The organism is Streptomyces sp. NRRL WC-3605, assembly GCF_001509795.1.
Taxonomy (GTDB): Bacteria; Actinomycetota; Actinomycetes; order Streptomycetales; family Streptomycetaceae; genus Streptomyces; species Streptomyces viridochromogenes.
This window is the reverse complement of the sequence record NZ_LLZN01000035.1, coordinates 77884-98902: the sequence shown is the minus strand read 5'-3', so window position 1 is coordinate 98902 and position 21019 is coordinate 77884. Positions and strand designations below refer to the sequence as shown.

Below are 21019 nucleotides of genomic sequence, written 5' to 3'. Positions count from 1 at the left end.
CGGATACAGGGCCGCGAAGTGGTCCCGGTCCATGCACGCGTAGCCCAGTTGGAGGTCGGCTTGGGTAACACCCACAGTTTTCATGGCAGTTCGCCATTCCATCCTGCGGGCCGGCTGGGGCCAACTCCCCCCGATTGAGGAGAGTTGGCCGGGTCGTGGGCGTTACGCCGTCAGGTCCACCGTCCGGAACGCCGAGGGGCGGTTCACCGCGAAGCCGAAGCGGCCCTCAGCCCTGAACTTGGCCCGGTTCGTGTCGAACAGGACCCCGGACGAGTCCACGTCGATCCTCGTCCCCTCGCGGACGTAGAGGCGGCACTGCGTCCAGTCGGCGAGGATCGCCGTTCCGGCGGGAACCGAGGTGGTGATCACGCGGGGGATCTGGCCGAAGATGTTGCTGTAGGCGAACTGCCCGTCGGCGCTGGAACCGACGTACTCGCCGTCGGCCGTCAGGAGCAGATCCAGGGCTTCCGCGTCGGCCGGGTTGAGCGCCCACGCCGTCGGGGCCTCGTGGGCCGTCTGCATGGCCGTGAGGGCCTTCCGGAGGGTGACCGGCACGCTGGTGGTGTACGCGGTCGCTCCGATCCCCGTGGTGTTGAGGATGCCGACGACGTTCTCACTGGCCACGGCGCCGCTGACGATGTCCGCTTCGAGGGCGTCCAGGACGCCGCGCGTCATCTCGCTTTCGAGGAACGGCCGGAGGTCCTTGTGGTCGGCGAACAGTCGCAGCGGGACCGGTTCCGACAGGTGCGCGTACACCCTCACGCGGTCCTGAACGGACTTCACGGTGTAGATCGACGTGGGCTTGGTGGCGGCGTCCACGACGGCGGCGGCGTTGTCCGTGCGCACGGTCTGCTGGAGGTACTCGAACTCGTTGCCGGGGACGGACTGAACGTCCACGATGAGGTCGAGGAGCCGGGCCGGGTTGGACGGCATGGCGAACAGGCCCGTACGGACCATCGTGGGGGCGTCCACGCTGCCGGACGTGAGCGCCTTGACGCCGTGCTTCTCGGCGGCCTTGGTGAGGGCCTGGGCGGCGTCCTGCGCCCACTGGCGGGCTCCCTGAGCGGTGCTGGCGGTCGCGGCCTTGTGAGAGCCGGTGACGCCGGTCTTGAACGCCTGTGCGCCGTCGCCGGACAGACGGCCGGACGCCTCACCCATCGCCTTGAGTTCGGCGATCTTGGAGCTGAGGGCCTTGATGTGCTTCAGCTTCTCGGCATTGGTGCCGCTGATGCTGCGGATCTTGGCCAGGTCGTGGCCGCCGTTTCCGTCGCTCGCTTCGGCGAGGAGCTGCGAGAGTTCCTGCTGTACGGCCTGAAGTGCGGGGAATTCCATGACAGTGGTCCTTTTCTGGAGTGCGTGATGTTGATTCGCAATCCGAGGACCGCCCAGTCGTCGGCTGCGGCGTAGCCGCCCAGCTACAGAGGGAGTTGAGTGGGGGAACTGTGCGATGTCGGCCGTCCAGCCGACGGGAGAACGTACGCCCCCTGGTCGGTCTCCGTTGCCGGGGAAACGAGAGGAAACCCGGAGGGGGAGAGGGGGCGTACGTCACCATGAGGAGTTCCCGTGCCTCGCCTATCACGGTATCCCGGAATTGGCGAATAGAGCGAGAAAAGGGGATGGTGATACGGGTCACATTTCATTCAGCTCGAATTCGCGCGCCTGCGCCTCCCAGAGCCTCCACTCAGGCGACCCTATTTCCCGCAGCCGGCGCGCTTCGTGTGCGAATTGCTCAGACAGTGGCTTTTCCCATACCGGGGAGATATAGACGTCACCCCCAGCCTCTTCGCGGGCTTTCAGTACCTGACGCCAATTCTTGGTGTACGCGTCTACGCCTCTCCTGAAACGCGACCAGTCGTCTTCGGCGAGCGGGTAGCGGTTGAACGCGGCGAGAACGAGTTCGCCGGGGCCGGGGACGGGAGGGAAGTCGGGGATCGTGGTCATGGCGTCTTCCTTTCGGGTGGGGCGTCCAGCTCGGGACGCCCAGGAGGGGGCTGTGCGGCGTTCTGACGGCTTCGCAGTGCCGACCTGACTCCGTTATGCCTGGAGGGTGGGTGAGCGGCCTTGCTGGGGGCGTCCAGAGGCTCACCCCTTACGGCCGAATCGAGTGCTTCTGGCTGAGTGCTTCCCCTATAGAGATAAGAGCAGTGAGTGCTTTCGACTGCTTCGGAAGCGGTGTGACCTGGGCGTTTCGAGTGCTCGGTGACTGCTTCGGAAGCACTCCGGAAGCAGTCGGCCGAGCAGTCGCCCTCCTTATAGCTCCATCTGACGCCCCTGGGCGTCTTCCTGCCGGGCCTTCTGCTCCGCTTCCCAGTGCTCTGGGAGCCATGCGCGATGTGACCGCCGGGGGCCGGGCTGGATGACGATCCGTTCGGCGTCCTCGGCCAGTTCCATGATTGATGCAGCCTTTTCTTGGCTTACGCCTAGGGCGAGCGCCACGCTGCGTTTCGATGGATGCTTTCCGGGATTGCTCGCAAGCCACATGCAGAGCTTGTCTACGTCGCTCGGACCCTGATAGGCACTGGACGCGTTGGCGAACGCCGGAACTGACAGCCTTCGCGTATTCGGGTCCATTTTCAGGTCGGCCGGCTGGAAATTCACGTCTCGGCCTTCTGCTTGCAGCGTCCGCCGCCCGGACTCGTCCTTCTTGAGCGTCCAGATTGCATCGGGCCAGTCGCCCCACCGGGAGGCTCCACGGGCGTGGTCGCCCCTGATTCCGGTGTGGATGGGCAATCCGAGATTCCGCACCCCCGCTTCACGCTTGATACGCTCCAGCGTCTCGGTGAATTCGAGGACGGCGTCATTGGGGTCGCCTTGTGTCGTGAATCCGGTCATTGCGCGGTGGGCGGGATCGAGGACCCATACGCGTATCTGACGATCGCGGAGCCACTTGACCGCCCATTCTCGGGTAGCGGGGGTGCGGAGCGATGCATACAGGCCGCGCAGGCTCAGCACGTGCACATTTCCGGTGTTCCGTACGCCTGCGTCACGTATCCACTCCCTGAGCTGGTCTTCGCTCATTTCGTAGTCCCAGACGGCAACATTGCCCGGTCCGTCCGTGATTTCGAAGCGCCCGAGGAAGGGTTCACCGTCGGCAACAGCCCGGACCAGTTCGACGGTCGTTGTCGTCTTACCCGTCTTCTTGGCTGCGAGCAGCGTGAAATTGCCTTCGATAGGCAGAAGTTCGGCGATGTCGTAACGCGGCCCCCCGGCAGGCTTCTCCGCGAGAAATTCCGTCAGGCTGCGTGAGCGGGCATCCAGGGCCGCTATATCGCTTTCATGCTCCAGCGCGTCGGCCATGCGCTTGGCTTCACGCTTGAACAGTTCATATTCTGCGTACTGGCGGATCTCATTCCGTCGCCGGTCCGCCTCAATGAGACGTTCCAGGTCGTCATCCGATATCAGTTCGTCAGGGCCGCAGGGCAACGGCTGATCGAATCGAACGCGCGCGCCGGACCCGCACGGCGGGGTTTCGCTGTCGGGGGTTTCCTGTAGCATTGTCGCTACCTCTTTCTGGTTGAGTAGCCGACCGCTTCGCGGGTCCGAACGGTTGGCGTTGCGGCCCCCGGTTTCCCTTCCCGGGGGTCGTTTCATTTCCTGATCAGGGCGTCGATTTCGGCCAGGTCCCAGCGGGCTTGCCCATTTCCCCGTTTGCCGTGATTGGTGAGCAGGCCGGACTTGCTCCGGTTGTAGATCCAGCGTCGGGCCTGTTCCTTGCTCGCCCCTTCACGGACAAGGAAGGCCACGGCTACGTCAGTTGGGACGATCACGGATTTCATGCCGCCTCGCTTTCTGTGTCGTCGGGTTCGTTGTCGACCAGCGACTCAGGCGGCTTGGGCACGACGGCGGTCACTGCGATCGACGGTGTGGGCGTTCAGCCACGCCTCAACGTCGGCGCGGGCGTATCGGACGTGCTTGCCGAAGCGGGAGTAGCGCGGCCCGGCCCCGCTGTGGTTCCACTCGTAGACGGTCTGGACGGGGACGCCCAGGAAGGTGGCGAGTTCCTTCGGGGAGATCATTTTCTCCATGGCTCTGGCCTTTCGGTGTCGCTCGCCGGTGGTTCCGGTTGGCTGGCCCAACCGTCCCTTCCGACCCCGACACCTGAAACCCAGAAACAGCCCGTACGGGACGCGAAGAAGGGGCGACAGCCCGTAGGCCACCGCCCCTCGCCTGCGAAGGCTCGCAGATCAACGTCAAACTGCTCGATCTTGAGGACGAAGCCTCTCGTGTTCTCGGAAGTCGGTGCCGATGGAGATGCTGGGGGCACGAAAGAGACCGCCCGGGCGCACCGGACGGCCTCTTGGGGAGTCTGCGTTACGCCGCGCGCCGCGCCATGGACGACTTGAGCGCGAGGGCTTGGAAGTACGCCTTGCGGGCCGCTCGTGCCCGCCTAGCCCTCTCTTGCGGGGCCAGCCGGCCCGTCGGGTCCACCTGATCCTCGAAGCGCTTCAGGAAGGCTTCCCGGGCCGCCGAGGTTGCCGCTGACGGGTCGTCTTCTCTCGCCCATCTGGCGTAGGCGGCGGCGCGGGCTTTCGTACGGCGTTGCTCTGGAGTCACGGGCGGCCCTCTCTCTTGGGGAGGAGCACACCGTACGAGGGGGCCACCGACAGCCTCACCAGTCGCCGAGGGACAGCCTTCTCGCTTCGTCGGCGGCTCTGCGCTGGCTGGTCGCCCTGGTGTACCGGTCGATCATGTCCCGGCGGCTCCACCCCGCCACGGCCATCAGGCCACCCTCGGAACCGCCCGCAGCGAGCCACCTACCGGCCGCCGTGTGCCGCAGAACGTGCGGGTGGAACCCTTCGATACCGGCCGCCTCCGCGCGGCCCCTGAGCGCGCTGTAGAGCGCCTGGTAGCTGAATCCTCGCTGGCGGTCTCCGAGCCACAGGGCGTCCAGCTCGGCCATGCGATGGCCTCGGCGAGCCCGGAGGTATCGGTCGATCGCACGGCCCGTCTGCGGCCCGAACGGCACCGGCCGACCCCTGCCACCCTTGCCCCGCTGGACGATCGCCACACCGGCCTTCAGGTCCACGTCGGCGGTCGTCATGCCGACGACCTCACCCGCCCGCAGACCCGTTTCCGCCATGAGGCGGATGATCGCTTCATCACGACGTGCCCGGAAGTCGTTGCCCGAGCAGACCTTGACCAGAGCCCGAAGCTGGGCGTCGTCCAGCTCGGGGATGACCTTGTGATCCAGCTTCGGCGGCTTGAGCGTCGACAGGGCGTCGGCCGCGATCTCACCCTCCTCGGCTAGCCACACCGAGAAGCGACGTACCGCGAGTTGTCGGCTACGGGCTGTGGACGCTGACGCACCGGCGTCAAGCAGCGCCGCCACGAACGCGTTCACAGTCGGCCGGTCGAGCGACGGGACCCGCTCCTCGCCCTCAGCCCACCGGATGAATGCGCGCACCCCGTCGCCGTACGTCTTGAGCGTCTGGGCGCTCTTCCGTTCGGCAGACAGGTGCAGCAACCATGAATCGAGATATGCCGCTATGTCCGTGATGTTCATGCCGCCAGACCTTACGTTCCGTGTGTCGATACCTTGACCGGGAGCGCTGTGCCCGACGACAAAGGCCCCGACCTACGCGAGAAGCGCAGGCCAGGGCCTTGATCAGTGCTGTCGACTAGTCGAGGTAGTCGCGCAGGACCTGCGAGCGCGACGGGTGCCGCAGCTTCGACATCGTCTTCGACTCGATCTGGCGGATGCGCTCACGCGTCACGCCGTAGACCTTGCCGATCTCGTCGAGGGTCTTCGGCTGCCCGTCGGTGAGACCGAAGCGCATGGAGACGACGCCGGCCTCACGCTCGGACAGGGTGTCGAGCACGGAGTGCAGCTGCTCCTGCAGGAGCGTGAAGCTGACCGCGTCGGCCGGGACGACGGCCTCGGAGTCCTCGATGAGGTCACCGAACTCGCTGTCGCCGTCCTCGCCCAGCGGGGTGTGCAGCGAGATGGGCTCGCGGCCGTACTTCTGGACCTCGATGACCTTCTCCGGGGTCATGTCGAGCTCCTTGGCCAGCTCCTCCGGGGTGGGCTCGCGGCCCAGGTCCTGGAGCATCTGGCGCTGCACGCGCGCGAGCTTGTTGATGACCTCGACCATGTGCACCGGGATACGGATGGTGCGGGCCTGGTCGGCCATGGCGCGGGTGATCGCCTGACGGATCCACCAGGTGGCGTAGGTGGAGAACTTGTAGCCCTTGGTGTAGTCGAACTTCTCGACCGCGCGGATCAGACCGAGGTTGCCTTCCTGGATCAGGTCCAGGAAGAGCATGCCGCGGCCGGTGTAGCGCTTGGCCAGGGAGACCACCAGACGGAGGTTGGCCTCCAGAAGGTGGTTCTTGGCGCGGCGGCCGTCCTCGGCGATGATCTCCAGCTCGCGCTTGAGCTTGGGGGCCAGCTTGTCGGCGTTGGCCAGCTTGTCCTCGGCGAACAGGCCCGCCTCGATGCGCTTGGCGAGTTCGACCTCCTGCTCGGCGTTGAGCAGGGGGACCTTGCCGATCTGCTTCAGGTAGTCCTTGACGGGGTCGGCGGTGGCGCCGGCCGCGGCGACCTGCTGCGCGGGCGCGTCGTCCTCGTCCTCGTCGGAGAGCACGAAACCGGCGTTCTCGGTGCCCTCGGGCTCCTCGCCGGGCTTCGCCTCCTCGATGACCTCGTCCTCGGCGAGCTCGGCGTCGTCCTTCTTGCCGGAGGTCTTCTTGGCCGCCGTCTTCTTGGTGGCGGCGGTCGTCTTCTTCGCCGCGGCCTTCTTGGCCGTCGTCTTCTTTGCGGCCGCCTTCTTCGCCGGGGCCTCCTCCTCGACGGCGGGTTCCGCGGAGGGCGCCGCGGGCGTGGCGGTGGCGGTGGCCTTCTTGGCGGTCACCGTCTTCGCCGCGACCGTCTTGGTGGCGGTGCGCTTGGCCGGACTCTTCGCTGCGACGCTCTTTCGGGTGCGCTTGGGCTCCGCGGCACTGACCATCAGCGTCACACCCTCTTCCTCGAGGATCTGGTTGAGGCTGCGCAGTACGTTCTTCCACTGAGTGGCCGGAATCTGGTCAGCTTCGAAGGCCCGACGCACATCGTCGCCGGCGATCTGCCCCTCAGCCTTTCCCCGCTCGATGAGAGCCATGACAGAGACGGACTCGGCGATCTCCGGCGGGAGCGTACGGGATGTGCTGGCCGACACGAACAACCTCTCGGAACGTTGGAAAGCGGCTTCCGGCCCCGTCCGGTGCGGACAGGAGCCGACCACCGGCCTGGGGATTGGACCGACGGTGCGGGCGGGGGCCGGGAAGATACACAGCGCCTCGAACGGCGTCCGTATTCCCTTCCTCGGCTGTCACCTCTTAGGTCATCGCGCTGTTTCCCCGAGCGTTACGCCCATTCTGCGTGGCCCGAGTCACATCCCGTAACCGACCAAAAACAGACATAGAGCGACATAAGAGGTCAGCCTGGGGCCCGATCCGACACGTCATGACTGTCGAGTCCCCCTTTCGCGCCGTCGGACCCGCAGGATCCGTCGTGGATCCTGCGGGTCCGACGGGGAAGGGTGCGCGGACGGGGGATGCCCAGGAGGGGGAGGCATCGCCCGGGCGCGGCACCCGGGGGGTGGAGTCAGTGCTCGCGGGGTGCGGGCACCACGCGCTCCACCTCGGGGTGGACGGTGAGCAGCTGGCGCATGGCCGCCTCGGCGGCCGCGCCGTCGCCGGCCGCGAGGGCGTCGGCGATCCTGCCGTGCTGGGCGAGCGACGCCTCGTTCGGCCGGTCACAGCCGGTCACCGGGCCGCCGGAGACCTGGAGAGCGGCCGAGACGATGCCGGAGAGGTGCTCGAGCATGCGGTTGCCCGCCATCTGGATGAGCAGCGAGTGGAACTCGGAGTCGGCGCGGGAGAAGGTCAGGACGTCGCCCTGGCCCATCGCGTGCCCCATGATCTCGACCATGTCGGCGAGGCGCTGCTGGACGTCGTCGCGCCCGTGCCCGGCGGCAAGACGGGCGGCGAGCGGCTCGATCGTCCAGCGCAGCTCGCTCAGCTCCCGGCGCTGGTCGTCGCGCTGCGGCCCGAAGGCCCGCCACTCGATGATGTCCGGGTCGAGGAGGTTCCAGTCACTGACGGGGCGCACCCGCGTGCCGACGTTCGGACGGGCGCTGACCAGGCCCTTCGCCTCCAGGACGCGGAGCGACTCCCGCACGACGGTCCGGGAGACCTCGAAGCGCTGGCCGATCTCCTCGGGCACGAGCGGACGGTCGGCGCCCAGGTCTCCGGAGACGATCATCTGTCCGAGCTGTTGAACGAGTTGGCCGTGCAGCCCGCGTCCGCGGCTGCCCGCCGCACGGCGGCCGACGCGGCCGAGTTCGGGATCCGCGCTCTCCCAGGGGGAGGCTCCGACGCGGTCGGCGACGGATGCCTCGGCGTACGGGTAGCGGTCGAGTTCGCCCGGGCCGACGAGTCCGGAGTCGGCGGCGCGGGCGGCGGTCATCATGGTGTGCGCAAGGGTACTCACGCATCCTTTTTCGGCGTCGTTTCCAACTCCCTTGAGGTCTTTGGTGAAAAGCACACGAAAGGGTGATCGCTCACCCCGTCGCAATTGACGCCTTATCGGAAAGAAATGAGCTATCCCTGGGGAGTTGCGCTCAACGCCCTTCAGAAAAGGGCGGGAAGAGTCGTCATCGGACCTTGCCGCGTAGGGTCGTGAAGAGAAAAGCGCCGAGCAGAGCGGCGAGGGACAACGTCAGCGCACCACCCACGGGTTGGGCGACCAGGCGCGCCGCGGCCTCCACGTACCGCTCCCCGCCGAACGGCCACTGGTTGAGCAGCAGCTCCCGCATCCGCAGCGGAAACCCGGCCGCGGTCCGCACGGACGGTCCCTCCACGACCTTCTGTACGACGGGTACGACGGCCACCGGCACGGCGACCACCGCCGCGAGCCCCGCCGTGGTGGACCGGAACAGCCCGGCCGCGAGGACCCCGGCCCACGCGCACCCCACGACGAGCCCGAACCAACTGGCGCTCAGCGAAAGCCAGTCCGAGGGCACCTCCGCGAGCTCCCGGCCGTAGACGAGATAGAGCATCTCGATGTCGCAGCCCAGGGTGAGCACCGCGAGCAGCAGGGCGGTGGCGGTGGTGACGAAGAGCTTCGCGGCCAGCAGCCCCAGCCGGCGCGGGACGGTGCCGCGGTCGGTGGCGAGCGCGGGATGGCGGAACTCGTCGCCGAAGGCGAGCGCGCCGAGCAGCCCGGCCCCGAGCGCCGCGGGCGGAAGCGGCAGCTGCTGGGGCCACCCGGCCATCAGCCGGGGCCGGGGGGTGTGACCGATCCGCGCAAGTACGACGGCGGTGACGGCGGAGACCAGGAGCACGACCCCGCAGGTGACGAACCCGGTGCCGACCCCGGCGGCGCGCCGCAGCTCGTAGCGCAGGGGGCGGAGGGGGCTCGGGGCGGGGCGGACGGAGATGGGGGGCGGGAGCTCGGGAAGCGCGTCGGGGCCAGGACCGGCGGAGCGCGCCTCGGCGGCTCGCTGCCTGGGGGCGCCGCGCTCGGCCACCTCGGCCTCGGGTTCGGTCCTCTGTTCGTTGCCCGATCGCGCCTGCGGGGTGCGGGCGGCGGCCTCCTGTGCCGCTGCGGCCCGCTCACGGCGCTTGCGCGCCGGTTGGGACGCGGTCGCCGGCGCCCCGGCGGAGGAGGACTCGGCGCCGGTCGGGCCGCCGCCGCGGGCACGGGTCGCCGTCTGGCCGCGGGATCCGGCGGAGCGTGTGGCGGCCGCCTTGCGCTGCGGTGCCACATCGGCCCGCGCCGCCTCGCCCGCGGACCGGTCGGCCGCCGATCGGTCGGCCACGGCGGCCGGTCCCATGTCACCGATCTCGTCGGCGAGTTGGTGCACCGGGATGCCGTGCCGGAACGCCGTCTCCCCCACGTCGGCGCACGTACTGCCGTACACGGACAGCCGGTTGCCGCTCTCGCGCACGACCTCGACCGAGCGGTGCGAGGTGCGGGCCTCCTTGGTGAGCAGGGTGGCGAGGCGGGGGGCGTGGGGGGTGCGGACGGCGACCCGGGGGCGCAGCCGGGTGCGGGCGAAGTCGGCGGCCTCCTGGTCGGCGACGACGCGGCCCCGCTCCAGGGTGACGACCCGGTCGGCGGTGCGGGCGGCCTCCTTGGGGTCCGCGGTGGTGAGCAGGACGGTGCCGCCCTGGGCTACGTGCGCGCGCAGCATGCCGTGCAGCCAGCGCTTCTCACGCGTCGAGAGACCGCCCGCGGGGTTGTCGAGCACGAGGGTGTGCGGATCGGTCAGCAGGGCGCAGGCCAGCCCCAGACGGCGGTCCATGCCGCGCGAGAGTGTGGAGAGCCGTTCGTCGCGGAGGCTGACGAGGCCGACCACCTCCAGCACCTCGTCGGCGCGCCGGGCGGGGACGCCTGCCGCCGCGCAGAGCATCCGCAGATGACCGCGGACCGTGCGGGACGGATGTCCCGGCACGTCCCCGAGGACCACGCCCACCTCGCGCGAGGGGTGGGCGATGCGGTGCAGGGGGCGGCCCCTGAAGTACGTGACGCCACGGCCCCGTTGGAGTTCGAGCATGAGTCTGAGGACCGTGGTCTTGCCCGAGCCCGGGCCTCCGAGCAACGCGGTGACACGTCCCGCACTCGCCTCGAACGAGACGTCGTCGACGGCGGGGGGAAGGTCCTTGCGAGGGTCGCTGGTCAATCCGATGGCCTGGATCACCCGCAGCAAGATAGCGCGCTATGTCCGTTTTTTCGGGTAGGGCAAGGCCCGCTGCCGGGACCCCTTCCACACGACCGGGCCGGACCCGGCTCCCCGCCCTCCAGTACGTCCGCGCCGGAACGCCGTGGTGCCCGCCGTGCGGACGCCCGCGTCAGACCTCGGGGCGCAGCATCGGGGGATTGAGCAGCGTCGCCCCGCCGGCGCGGAACAGCTGCGCGGGGCGCCCGCCTTGGCGCGTGGTGGTGCCGCCGGTCGGGACCAGGAACCCGGGTGTTCCCGTCACCTTGCGATGGAAGTTGCGCGGGTCGAGCGCCACTCCCCACACCGCCTCGTACACACGGCGCAGCTCGCCCACGGTGAATTCGGCGGGGCAGAACGCCGTGGCCAGCGACGAGTACTCGATCTTGGACCGGGCTCGTTCCACTCCGTCGGAGAGGATCCGCGCGTGGTCGAAGGCGAGCGGCGCGACGGGCTCGCCGTCCCGGCCGTAGCCGCCCTGCTGCAGCAGTTCGTCGACGGGGGCCCATCGCGCGTTGCTCGCGTCGCCGCCCGCCGTGGGGGCGGGCAGGTCGGGGGCGAGCGCCAGGTGGGCCACGCTGACGACCCGCATCCGGGGGTCCCGATCGGGGTCGCCGTAGGTCGCGAGCTGTTCCAGGTGGGCCCCGTAGTCCTGGGCCGGGGCGCCCGGATCGTGGGCCTGGAGACCGGTCTCCTCGGCCAACTCGCGTGCCGCTGCCTGGGCCAAGTCCTCGTCGGCCCGCACGAACCCGCCGGGAAGCGCCCAGCGCCCCTGGAACGGGGGCTCCCCCCTGCGGACCGCCAGTGCGCACAAGGCGTGACGGCGCACGGTCAGCACGACCAGGTCCACGGTGACGGCGAAGGGCGGAAAGGCTGACGGGTCGTAGGGCATGCGGCGATCATAGTCGTCTGCCTGACGATAAACACTCCCTTCTATGGGCGAGGTGATCGCAATCCGGCCGCGGACCGGTGTCACACCGGGTTTCGCACACGCCTCCTCACGCGCCCGTACCCCCGCCCCCGTCACACCCTCCGTCCGGACGGGCCGCGCTCCCCCCGTACCGGCTTCTTCTTCCGGGCCCGGTCTGCCGTCCCGTTCGAGGCGTCGGGCGAAGTGGTTCCCGGGCGAGTGGACCCGGGGTGCGTGCCGGCGGCCGTACGCGGGCGGGGGACCCCGGCCCGTCGCTCCCGTCCGGGACTCTTCGTCGCGCGGGAGCCGTCCCGGCGGGCGGCCGAGGGGTGGCGGGAGCGCGCGAGGCGGCGCGCCTCCGAATCGTCCGGTGTCTCCGAATCGTCCGGTGCCTCCTCCTCGTCCGGTGCCTCCGGCTCGTCCGGCATCTCCCCCGACGGCTCCGCCGGCGCCTTCCCTGACGGCTCCCCCGGCACCTCCGCCGATGCCGCCTCGGCCGATGCCGCCCCCGACGGCTCCGCCGCCTCCGCGCTCCTCCGGCTCCGCCCGGTGCGTTCCGCCCGGAGGCAGCGGCGGATGGACTCCGGGTCCAGCCCTTCGTTGCAGGCCTGGTGCAGGAGGCGGGCGAAGAGGTAGTCGGGGTCGGCCGCGAGGGCCATGGCGAAGGCTTCCCGGGCCTCCAGGTCGTCGCCGCTCGACCACGCGACCCAGCCGGCCAGCGTCAGAGGCGCGGCCGCGTGCTCGTGGTACGGCCGCACGCAGCGCCGCGCGAGCGCCCTCCACAGCCGGAGCGCGGGAGCGGCTTCGCCGCCCTCCATCCACTCGGCCACGCGGTCCCGGGTCGCCCGGTCCTGGAGGCCCAGAATGAGCCGCGCCGCCTCCTCGTGTGTGAGCAGTTCGTCGTCGCGGAGGTCCGCGACGAGCGCTTCGGGCAGGACCGGGCCCTCGGCGAACCGGCGCAGCATCCGCCCGGCCAGCTCCAGGGTCTCGGTCGCGACGCCGGCCCGCCTGGCCTGGTCGAGGACCCTGGGGACCAGCTCCAGGGCCACGGTGTCGAGGGCGACCTCCTGCTCCAGCGCCGCCCCGGTCTCCAGGGGCTGGAGGCGCGCCCTCAGCTGACGGAGGGAGCCGCGGACCTGGACCCCGGCGTAGGCGGCGGCCGCCGCCAGGACGGAGGTGCCCGGGAGGCCCATGGGCCGGCCCTCGGGCGGGCAGCACTCCTCACGGTCGCAGCAGTAGGACCAGAAGCGGCCGTCGGAGATGCACAGCGCCTCGACGACGGGGACGTCCAGGCCGCCGCAGGCGAGGCGCGTCTTCTGGGCCAGGGGGCGAAGCCGCTCCATGACCTGCCGTCCCGTCCCGCCCGGCGCCGGTTCCTGGCAGAGGAAGGCGACCATCTGCTCCGGCTTGGCGCCCCTGCGCTCGCTGCCGGTCACGAGGCCCTGGGCCAGCTGCCCCGCGGCGGAGTCCCAGTCGTCGGCGCTCGCGGGGATGCCGAGGCGGGCACGGCCGCCGAACCGGCCCCGGCCGTCCGCGTCGTGCAGCGCGACCAGCACGATGCTGTCCTCCGGGCGGTACCCCAGCAGATACGGCAGGGCGTCGGCCAGCTCCTCGGGGGTGCGCAGGGTGACCTGGTGCTCGGGCAGAGGGCGCTCCCGCACCGCAGGGACGCGGTCGAGGTCGGTGGCCCGCCGGGCGCGCTGCCGCTCGCCGCCCACGGTGTCGTCGTTGTCGGGGGTTCCGGTCGTTCCGCTGTGGTTCGTCATGCGCCGACGATCTCGCGGAACGCAAAACTCCGGTTGAGCCTGTGGATAAGTCCGACCAGGGACACGACAACAGCGTCCGTCACCCCCACCGGGGCTCTCATCACCCCGTAGCCGCCAGCACCAGCGGAAGCACCTCCCCGCTGCCCGCCCTGCGCAGCAGCCGCGCGGCGACCGCCAGCGTCCAGCCGGTGTCGGTGCAGTCGTCCACCAGCAGCACGGGACCCGGCGTACCGGCCAGCGCGTCGGCCAGGTCCCCGGAGACCATGAACGCCTCGGACAGCCCCTTGAGGCGCTGGGCGGAGTTGCTGCGCCGGGCCAGGTGCGCGCCGTCCTCCCCGGCGTACGTCAACGCGCCCAGGAACGGCAGCCGGCCGATCGACGCGACCCCGCGCGCGAGGGAGCCCACCAGCTCGGGCCGGGTCAGCGACGGCACGGCGACGACGCCCACGGGTCGCTCCACGGCATCGGGGACGTCCGGGGCCCAGCCGCCCGGGGAGCGCGCCCAGTCGGCGAGGACGGCCACGACGGCCTTCAGCACGTCGTCCGGGACCGGGCCGTCGGGCGCGTTCTCGGCGAGCAGCGGGCGCAGCCGGTTGCCCCAGCCGATGTCCGAGAGCCGCCCCAGAGCACGTCCTGTCGAGCACTGCTCACCGGCGGGGATGCGGCCCTTGAGTTCGACGCCCAGCGCGGGCATCCCGGTCGGCCACATCCGGCGCGGTTCGATCTCCACGCCGGGCCGGTCCAGTTCCTTGGCCGCGCCGTTCAGCGTATCCGGCGAGACGGAGGCGTCGGCCCAGGGACCGGCGCAGTTGTCGCAGCGGCCGCACGGGGCGGCCCCCTCGTCGTCCAGCTGCTCGCGCAGGAACTCCATCCGGCACCGGGACGTGCCGACGTAGTCGCGCATCGCCTGCTGCTCCGCCGCCCTCTGACGCGCCACGCGCGCGTAGCGTTCGGCGTCGTACACCCACGCGGCGCCGGTCGCCGTCCAGCCGCCCTTGACCCGCTTCACCGCGCCGTCGACGTCCAGCACCTTGAGCATCGTCTCCAGCCTGCTGCGGCGCAGGTCGACCGTCGCCTCCAGCGCCGGCACGGACAGCGGGCGTCCCGCGTCCGCGAGCGCGGCGAGGGTCTGGCGGACCTGCGCCTCGGGCGGGAAGGCGGTGTCCGCGAAGTAGCGCCAGATCGCCTCGTCCTCCTGCCCCGGCAGCAGCAGGACGTCGGCGTGCTCGACGCCACGGCCGGCCCGTCCGACCTGCTGGTAGTAGGCGATGGGCGAGGAGGGCGAACCGAGGTGCACCACGAAGCCCAGGTCGGGCTTGTCGAAGCCCATGCCGAGGGCGGAGGTCGCGATCAGAGCCTTGACCCGGTTCGCCAGGAGGTCGTTCTCGGCCTGCAGCCGGTCGGCGTTCTCGGTGCGGCCCGTGTAGGACGCGACAGGAAATCCCCGCTGCCGCAGGAACGCGGTGGCCTCCTCGGCCGCGGCGACCGTGAGCGTGTAGACGATGCCCGAGCCCGGCAGCTCGTCGAAGTGCTCCGCGAGCCAGGCGAGGCGGTGCGCGGCGTCCGGCAGCCGGACCACGCCCAGCCGCAGGCTCTCCCGCTCCAGCGGTCCGCGCAGCACCAGGGCCTCTCCCGCGCCGGTGCCCAGCTGCTCCGCCACGTCTGCGGTCACGCGCGCGTTGGCCGTCGCCGTCGTGGCCAGCACGGGCACACCGGGTGACAGCTCGGCGAGCATGGCCCGCAGCCGCCGGTAGTCGGGGCGGAAGTCATGGCCCCAGTCGGAGATGCAGTGCGCCTCGTCGACCACGAGCAGACCGGTCGTGGCCGCCAGCTTGGGCAGCATCTGGTCGCGGAAGTCCACGGAGTTGAGGCGCTCGGGGCTGACGAGGAGCACATCGGTCTCGCCGCGCTCGATCTCGCCGTGGATGGTCTCCCACTCCTCGGGGTTGGCCGAGTTGATGGTCCGCGCGCGGATACCGGCCCGCGCCGCCGACTCGACCTGGTTGCGCATCAGCGCGAGCAGCGGCGAGACGATCACCGTCGGCCCCGCGCCCCGCCGGCGCAGCAGCGCCGTCGCGACGAAGTACACCGCCGACTTCCCCCAACCGGTCCGCTGGACCACCAGGGCCCGCCGGCGCTCGCGCACCAGCGCCGCCACCGCCTGCCACTGGTCCTCCCGCAGGCGTGCCCCGGGATCGCCCACGAGCTCGGCGAGGATGGCATCGGCTTCGGTGTGCAGCTCCTGGTCGTCCATGTCTCCATGCAACCCGATGACCGGGCAGGTCAGCCACTCACAGCAGGTGACAGCCCTCTCACGTGCGGTTTCCGGCGCGGTCCCGGGTCCCCGCCGACCGTCTCCCGAGCGCCCGCGGATGCGTCACGCGGGGCATATCTGGGTAGGGATATAACTCTCGAGCCATCAGATATCGGTCGGCGACGCCAATTGCTCGTTGCCGCAACCAGGTTCGCCAGGAAGAATTGAAGTCCGCTCCCCGCACGGCTCGTCCGTGGTCCGGTAGGGCTCTGCTGCGGTGCGCGCTCCCCCGAATCCGACCTCGCCCTCAGTGTGGGCGCGTAGCCGAAGGGAGGACCGTGACCTTCGGATTCGCTCCGTCCTCCGCGGCATCCACGTCGACGTCAGCCGACCTGCCCGCCGCATCCGCCAACTCTCTGGCCCGCATGCTCGAACCCGCCGAATGGACCGCAGCGGGCATCCCGCTGCTGCGCAATCCCCGCGAGGTCGTCAGCGGGCTCCACTCCCGGCATCGCCCCAAGCCGTCGACCGCGATCGTGGCCGTCCTCGATCCGGACGAACGGCTGCGGGCGAGCGCGTCGTTCGTCCGCCGCTCGGCACCCGCCGACGGCTGGATGATGCGCAACGCCCTGCTGTCCCAGCTCCGTCGCGTCATCCCGCACGACCTGCGGCGCCGCACCCCGGTGCGCACCGCGGTCCTGCTGTACTGCCGCGAGGGCGACGGGCGTTGGACGGAGGAGGACGGCGCCTGGATGTGGGGGCTGAGGGACGCCTGCACGCTGCACGGCCTGCGCTGCGGGGCATACATCACGCTGACCCGTGACGGCTGGCAGGTCCTCGGGGAGGGCCGGGGCGGCCGCCGCCCGAACACCGACTCGACGCCGGAGCCGTTCGCCACGTCCGAGTCCCCGCTGCCCATGCCCCGTACCGGCGGCGCGGCGTCGGAAGTCCTGCGGCGCGCGGCGGCCCGCTGAGCGGATCCCGAGACAGCCGACGGCCCCGGTGCGTGGTCCTCGCCACCACCGGGCGCCGTGAGCCCGATCGAGTACACCCCGGCATCCGAACGCCCACGCGCACAGCGGGGACCGAGGACCGCCCCGGCATCCGGCCCCGTGGACAGTCCGGCGTACGCGGGGAGGCCGGCCCGCCCGGGGGCACACCTGCGTCGCACGCGCGCGCGTGTCACGCGGCGCCCGGCCCGGGTGCGGGCCGCCGACGGAGCCGGTGACGTCTCAGACGCCCGCGCCCAGCACCGAGTTGATGCGCTGCGGGTCGCCGCAGACGATCAGCAGGGCACCGGCCCGGCCGAGGGCCAACGGCAACGTCGTTGCGGCCACCTCGTCGGTCCCGCCGTTCAGCGCGACGACGACGACCTGGCGCGACGCCGCACGGCCGGCCATGGAGGCGTCGGCGTAGAAGACGTCGTCTCCCGCGTCGTGCTGCGCCCAGTAGGCGGCCTCGCCGAACGACAGCTCGTGGGCGGCCCACGGATGCTGTTCACCGGTCGTGATCACCAGCACCTCCCCGGGGGCACGCCCCGAGTCGAGGAGCAGGTCGACGGCTTCCTCGGCGGCGTCGAGCGCACCCTCGGGCGAGGCCGGGATCAGCTGGATCTGCGGGGCGGCCGGGGCCGGAGCCGAGACGGCGGCAGCGGCAGGAGCCGACGGGCCGGGCTTGACGGCGCCCACGTCACGCGGGGTGCGTTGTGCCGGCGGCGTGGGCCGCAGGGGCCCGGGGCGGCCGGGACGCGGCGGAGCCGCGGGGCGGGGGCCGGGGACGGGGCGAGGGGTCGGCGCGGTGCGGCCGCTGGCCGGAGTGGCGCGGGGACCCTGGGCACTCTCGTGAATCTGAGGCTCCTCGGGAATGAGAGGCATGAGCTGATTTTTATCAAACGCTGGTCCGGTTGGCGCCAGCGGGTGGCACACAAGTGCGAGCGGAAAGGTCAGAAATCGAAGCCGAGCTGACCCTCGATCGCCGGAACGCTTTCTTCCACCCACGTGCGGACCTTCTTGAGGTGCCGCCACCGGGGCAGCGCATCAAGATACGCCCACGACAGCCGGTGGTACGGGGTGGGTCCCCGCTCCGCCAGCGCGGCCTTGTGCACGGGCGACGGATACCCGGCGTTGTCCGCGAAACCGAAGTCTGCATGGTCGATACCCAGTTCGGCCATCATTTTGTCGCGCTGGACCTTGGCGATCACGGAGGCCGCGGCCACCGCCACGCACGACTGGTCACCCTTGATCACCGTACGGACCCGCCAGGGGGTGCCGAGGTAGTCGTGCTTGCCGTCGAGGATGACCGCGTCGGGCCGGACCGGCAGCGCCTCCAGGGCGCGCACGGCGGCGAGGCGCAGCGCGGCCGTCATCCCCCGCTCGTCGATCTCCTCCGGGGACGCGTGCCCGAGGGCGTAGGACGTCACCCAGCTCCGCAGCGTCTCCGCGAGTTCGGTGCGGCGTCTGACGGTGAGCAGCTTGGAGTCCGTGAGCCCCTCCGGGGGCCTGCGCAGACCGGTGATCGCGGCACAGACGGTGACAGGACCGGCCCAGGCACCGCGCCCGACCTCGTCGACACCGGCAATGATCTTCGCTCCGGTCGTGGCTCGGAGGGAGCGCTCGACGGTGTGGGTAGGCGGTTCGTACGGCATGGCGCCCTTAGCCTACGCCGCCCGGAACCGGCTCCGACACCCGGTTCACCACTGCCGGCCCCCGCCCGGACGAGCGCCCGATCAGGAGTCCGTCCTGCGCAGCAGCGGGACCATGAACTGGTCGATCATCTCCTCCAGATCACGGTCACCCCATTCGCTGCCGCACATCTTCGACCGGTACATCAGCATTGCCGGGATGGCGTCGTAGACGTACCCGTTCGCCGCGTCCTCGCGCACCTCTCCCCGCTCGATCCCCCGGACTACGACCTCGCGCAGCAGCCTGATCGTCGGCTCGACAAGCCCCTCGAAGATCACGGTGTGGAAGCGCTCGGCCTGGATGTCTTCACATTCGTGAATGACCGCGCGCAGCGCGTGACCGGGGCGTGAGAACATCGCGTCGCGTGCCAGCCGGCACAGCGCGAGCAGGTCCCCGCGCACGGATCCGACGTCGGGAGCGGACTCCAGCGGCGGCAGGCCGGCCCGCAGCGCGTCGGCGACGAGGTCCTCCTTGGAGGGCCAGCGCCGATAGACGGCGGCCTTCCCGGTCTGGGCGGAGGCGGCGACGCCCTCCATCGTCAGACCCTTCCAGCCGACGGTGCTGAGCTGCTCCAACGCGGCGTCCAGGATCGCCCGTTCGAGCACCGCGCCACGCCGGCGCGGGGAAGCCGGCCGAGCGGGGGCGGCCGTCCAGCGCGAGGTAACCATCTGAGCGTCTCCAACGAACGAGCGAAGCGGGTACGGGGAGGCGCGAGCGTCACGCGGCGACCGAGGGGGGACGCGCCGCGCGACCACGCCCTCCACCAGCATGTCAGGCGGAGGCCGCTCTTTCGATGCCCCAGGCACCGGAACGGCCGGAACCGGCGAGGCCGAACCGGACGGATCCGGCCGACGAGCACACCCCTGACCAGCACGGCGACCGAGAGTCTGGACGGCCCCATTAAAGAACGCTTGCGTTCACTAAGCGGGGCTCGCTATCGTCCCGACTAGTGAACGCACACGTTCACTACTTCGTCTTTGGGGGACGTTCTCGTGACGCACGATCAGATACAGGCCCATTCACCCGCGCCCGCTCCACCGGGCCCGGTATCCCGCCCGTCCCATCCGGGCATCGCCCTCGCGGTCATCGCCGCATGCCAGCTGATGGTGGTCCTCGACGCCACCATCGTCAACATCGCCCTGCCCGACATCCAGAACGCGCTCAACTTCTCCACGACCGACCTGACATGGGTCGTCAGCGCCTACACGCTCACCTTCGGCGGCCTGCTGCTCCTCGGAGGCCGGGCCGGGGACATCCTCGGGCGCCGCCGGGTCTTCATCACCGGCATCCTGCTGTTCACCTTCGCCTCGCTGCTCGGCGGACTCGCCCAGGAGCCGTGGCAGTTGCTGGCCGCGCGCGTCCTGCAGGGCATGGGCGGCGCCATCGCCTCACCCACATCGCTCGCGCTGATCACCACGACGTTCCCCGAAGGCCCCGAACGCAACCGGGCGTTCGGCATCTTCGCCGCCGTCTCCGCCGGCGGCGGCGCCATCGGACTGCTGGCCGGCGGACTGCTCACCGACTGGCTCGACTGGCGCTGGGTGCTCTTCGTGAACGTGCCCATCGGCGTCCTCATCGCCGCCATGGCGCCCCGCTACATCAACGAGTCCGAACGCCACCCCGGCCGCTTCGACCTCACCGGCGCGCTCACCTCCACGCTCGGCATGGTCGCGCTGGTCTACGGCTTCATCCGCGCCGCGTCCGACGGCTGGCGGGACTCCCTCACGCTCGGCGCGTTCGGCGCGGCCGTGGTGCTCCTCGCCGCCTTCCTGTACGTCGAGCGCCGCGCCAAGGAGCCGATCACTCCGCTGCGCATGTTCGCCGACCGGAACCGCTCGGGCGCCTACCTGATCATGATCAGTCTCGCGGCGGCGATGTTCGGCATGTTCTTCTACATCGTGCTGTTCGTGCAGAACGTGCTGGGCTACTCCCCCATCCGCGCCGGACTGGCCTTCTTGCCCGTGACCGCGGTCATCGCCGTGGGCGCCGGGGTCTCGCAGCGGCTGCTGCCGGTGCTCGGACCCAAGCCGTTCCTGATGGCCGGCACCACCCTCGCGGCCATCGGGCTGGGCTGGCAGTCCCTGGTCGACTCGGGCAGCTCGTACGTCAGCGGGGTGCTCGGCCCGATGCTGCTCTTCGGACTCGGTATGGGCCTCAACTTCGTCACCCTCACCGTGACCGCCGTGTCCGGGGTCGCCCCGCGCGAGGCGGGGGCGGCCTCCGCGCTGCTCAACACCATGCAGCAGGTGGGCGGCGCGCTCGGCCTGTCCATCCTGACGACCGTCTTCGGCACCGCCAGCCGCGACGAGGCGACCGACCAGGTCGCGTCGTTCATGGCCCAGGCCACACCGGAGCAGAAGGCCGCGTTCGCCGAGTCCGGTCAGCTGCCGGCGCCCTGGAGCCACGAGGTCCTGTCCCACGGCATCTCCACGGCGTTCATCCCGGCCGCCGCCATGGCCGTCCTGGCGTTCATCGTCGCCGCGATCGTGGTGCGGGTCCGCAAGAGCGACCTGGACGCCCTCTCCGGGACGGCGGGCCCCCTGGCGGGGTGACGGACGGGCGACGGGCCCCTGCGACGGGGTGACGCACACGCTCCTCACCGGACAGCGGACGGCCGGCTCCGGTCCACCAGGACCCCGGGCCGGTCTTCCGTACGCCCGGCTGAAAGAGCCGTACCCGCCACACCGAGCCGCGCTCACTACCCCGAG

17 protein-coding genes are annotated in these 21019 nt (G+C 70.7%); 2 read left to right on the top strand and 15 right to left on the bottom strand.

Features of this window, described 5'->3' with window-relative positions; all coding sequences use genetic code 11:
- Positions 1-162: 162 nt before the first annotated feature.
- The 12 genes from ADL34_RS06045 to ADL34_RS05995 all read right to left on the bottom strand — a co-directional run bounded on the left by ADL34_RS06045 (position 163) and on the right by ADL34_RS05995 (position 15630).
- Positions 163-1332, bottom strand: a complete 1170-nt coding sequence (locus tag ADL34_RS06045) for a phage major capsid protein (RefSeq protein ID WP_062671453.1) — start codon at positions 1330-1332, stop codon at positions 163-165.
- Between the two features lie 297 nt (positions 1333-1629).
- Entirely contained in the window at positions 1630-1941 is a 312-nt protein-coding gene (locus tag ADL34_RS06040; RefSeq protein WP_062671455.1) for a hypothetical protein, read from the bottom strand.
- Positions 1942-2250: 309 nt separating this feature from the next.
- Positions 2251-3495, bottom strand: a complete 1245-nt coding sequence (locus tag ADL34_RS06035) for an AAA family ATPase (RefSeq protein ID WP_062739772.1) — start codon at positions 3493-3495, stop codon at positions 2251-2253.
- Positions 3496-3587: 92 nt separating this feature from the next.
- Positions 3588-3776, bottom strand: a complete 189-nt coding sequence (locus ADL34_RS36015) for a hypothetical protein (protein WP_159038892.1) — start codon at positions 3774-3776, stop codon at positions 3588-3590.
- Between the two features lie 45 nt (positions 3777-3821).
- A complete protein-coding gene (locus tag ADL34_RS06030) occupies positions 3822-4016 on the bottom strand; it encodes a helix-turn-helix transcriptional regulator (RefSeq protein WP_079034343.1) in 195 nt (64 codons plus the stop codon).
- Positions 4017-4609: 593 nt separating this feature from the next.
- The gene (locus ADL34_RS06025; RefSeq protein ID WP_079034345.1) at positions 4610-5503 is read right to left on the bottom strand and encodes a tyrosine-type recombinase/integrase; all 894 of its coding nucleotides are present in this window, start codon (positions 5501-5503) and stop codon (positions 4610-4612) included.
- 115 nt (positions 5504-5618) lie between these two features.
- Entirely contained in the window at positions 5619-7154 is a 1536-nt protein-coding gene (locus ADL34_RS06020; RefSeq protein ID WP_062671485.1) for an RNA polymerase sigma factor, read from the bottom strand.
- 428 nt (positions 7155-7582) lie between these two features.
- Complete coding sequence (locus ADL34_RS06015) at positions 7583-8470, bottom strand: FadR/GntR family transcriptional regulator (RefSeq protein WP_079034346.1); 888 nt, start codon at positions 8468-8470, stop codon at positions 7583-7585.
- Between the two features lie 163 nt (positions 8471-8633).
- Positions 8634-10682 carry an ATP-binding cassette domain-containing protein gene (locus ADL34_RS06010; protein WP_062671488.1) on the bottom strand — a complete coding sequence of 683 codons (2049 nt, stop codon included), beginning with the start codon at positions 10680-10682 and terminating at the stop codon, positions 8634-8636.
- A gap of 151 nt (positions 10683-10833) precedes the next feature.
- A complete protein-coding gene (locus ADL34_RS06005) occupies positions 10834-11592 on the bottom strand; it encodes an NUDIX hydrolase (RefSeq protein WP_062671463.1) in 759 nt (252 codons plus the stop codon).
- A gap of 131 nt (positions 11593-11723) precedes the next feature.
- Positions 11724-13376: a DUF4192 domain-containing protein gene (locus ADL34_RS06000; RefSeq protein WP_107115705.1), complete on the bottom strand. Its 1653-nt coding sequence runs from the start codon at positions 13374-13376 to the stop codon at positions 11724-11726.
- 100 nt (positions 13377-13476) lie between these two features.
- The gene (locus ADL34_RS05995; protein WP_062671465.1) at positions 13477-15630 is read right to left on the bottom strand and encodes a RecQ family ATP-dependent DNA helicase; all 2154 of its coding nucleotides are present in this window, start codon (positions 15628-15630) and stop codon (positions 13477-13479) included.
- 338 nt (positions 15631-15968) lie between these two features.
- Between ADL34_RS05995 and ADL34_RS05990 the strand changes: the two genes are divergently transcribed.
- A complete protein-coding gene (locus ADL34_RS05990; RefSeq protein ID WP_062671467.1) occupies positions 15969-16604 on the top strand; it encodes a hypothetical protein in 636 nt (211 codons plus the stop codon).
- Positions 16605-16862: 258 nt separating this feature from the next.
- On the opposite strand, the gene ADL34_RS05985 is transcribed toward ADL34_RS05990, so the two are convergent.
- The 3 genes from ADL34_RS05985 to ADL34_RS05975 form a co-directional block, all read right to left on the bottom strand.
- Positions 16863-17504, bottom strand: a complete 642-nt coding sequence (locus ADL34_RS05985) for a hypothetical protein (RefSeq protein WP_079034347.1) — start codon at positions 17502-17504, stop codon at positions 16863-16865.
- Positions 17505-17572: 68 nt separating this feature from the next.
- Complete coding sequence (locus ADL34_RS05980; protein ID WP_062671471.1) at positions 17573-18274, bottom strand: ribonuclease HII; 702 nt, start codon at positions 18272-18274, stop codon at positions 17573-17575.
- A gap of 81 nt (positions 18275-18355) precedes the next feature.
- Positions 18356-18979 (bottom strand): TetR/AcrR family transcriptional regulator, encoded by a 624-nt coding sequence (locus tag ADL34_RS05975; RefSeq protein WP_062671473.1) that lies wholly within the window; start codon positions 18977-18979, stop codon positions 18356-18358.
- Positions 18980-19318: 339 nt separating this feature from the next.
- Here ADL34_RS05975 and ADL34_RS05970 point away from each other — a divergent pair, with 339 nt between their 5' ends.
- Positions 19319-20863, top strand: coding sequence for an MFS transporter (locus tag ADL34_RS05970; protein WP_267891516.1), 1545 nt, complete (start codon positions 19319-19321; stop codon positions 20861-20863).
- Positions 20864-21019 lie beyond the last annotated feature (156 nt).

Bases quoted from the DNA above. Each gene is read 5' to 3' on its own strand.
- ADL34_RS06040 (WP_062671455.1), bottom strand. From the start codon at position 1,941: ATGACCACGATCCCCGACTTCCCTCCCGTCCCCGGCCCCGGCGAACTC.
- ADL34_RS06030 (WP_079034343.1), bottom strand. From the start codon at position 4,016: ATGATCTCCCCGAAGGAACTCGCCACCTTCCTGGGCGTCCCCGTCCAG.
- ADL34_RS06005 (WP_062671463.1), bottom strand. From the start codon at position 11,592: ATGCCCTACGACCCGTCAGCCTTTCCGCCCTTCGCCGTCACCGTGGAC.
- ADL34_RS06025 (WP_079034345.1), bottom strand. From the start codon at position 5,503: ATGAACATCACGGACATAGCGGCATATCTCGATTCATGGTTGCTGCAC.
- ADL34_RS05985 (WP_079034347.1), bottom strand. From the start codon at position 17,504: ATGCCTCTCATTCCCGAGGAGCCTCAGATTCACGAGAGTGCCCAGGGT.
- ADL34_RS05995 (WP_062671465.1), bottom strand. From the start codon at position 15,630: ATGGACGACCAGGAGCTGCACACCGAAGCCGATGCCATCCTCGCCGAG.
- ADL34_RS06000 (WP_107115705.1), bottom strand. From the start codon at position 13,376: ATGACGAACCACAGCGGAACGACCGGAACCCCCGACAACGACGACACC.
- ADL34_RS36015 (WP_159038892.1), bottom strand. From the start codon at position 3,776: ATGAAATCCGTGATCGTCCCAACTGACGTAGCCGTGGCCTTCCTTGTC.
- ADL34_RS06045 (WP_062671453.1), bottom strand. From the start codon at position 1,332: ATGGAATTCCCCGCACTTCAGGCCGTACAGCAGGAACTCTCGCAGCTC.
- ADL34_RS05975 (WP_062671473.1), bottom strand. From the start codon at position 18,979: ATGGTTACCTCGCGCTGGACGGCCGCCCCCGCTCGGCCGGCTTCCCCG.
- ADL34_RS06035 (WP_062739772.1), bottom strand. From the start codon at position 3,495: ATGCTACAGGAAACCCCCGACAGCGAAACCCCGCCGTGCGGGTCCGGC.
- ADL34_RS05980 (WP_062671471.1), bottom strand. From the start codon at position 18,274: ATGCCGTACGAACCGCCTACCCACACCGTCGAGCGCTCCCTCCGAGCC.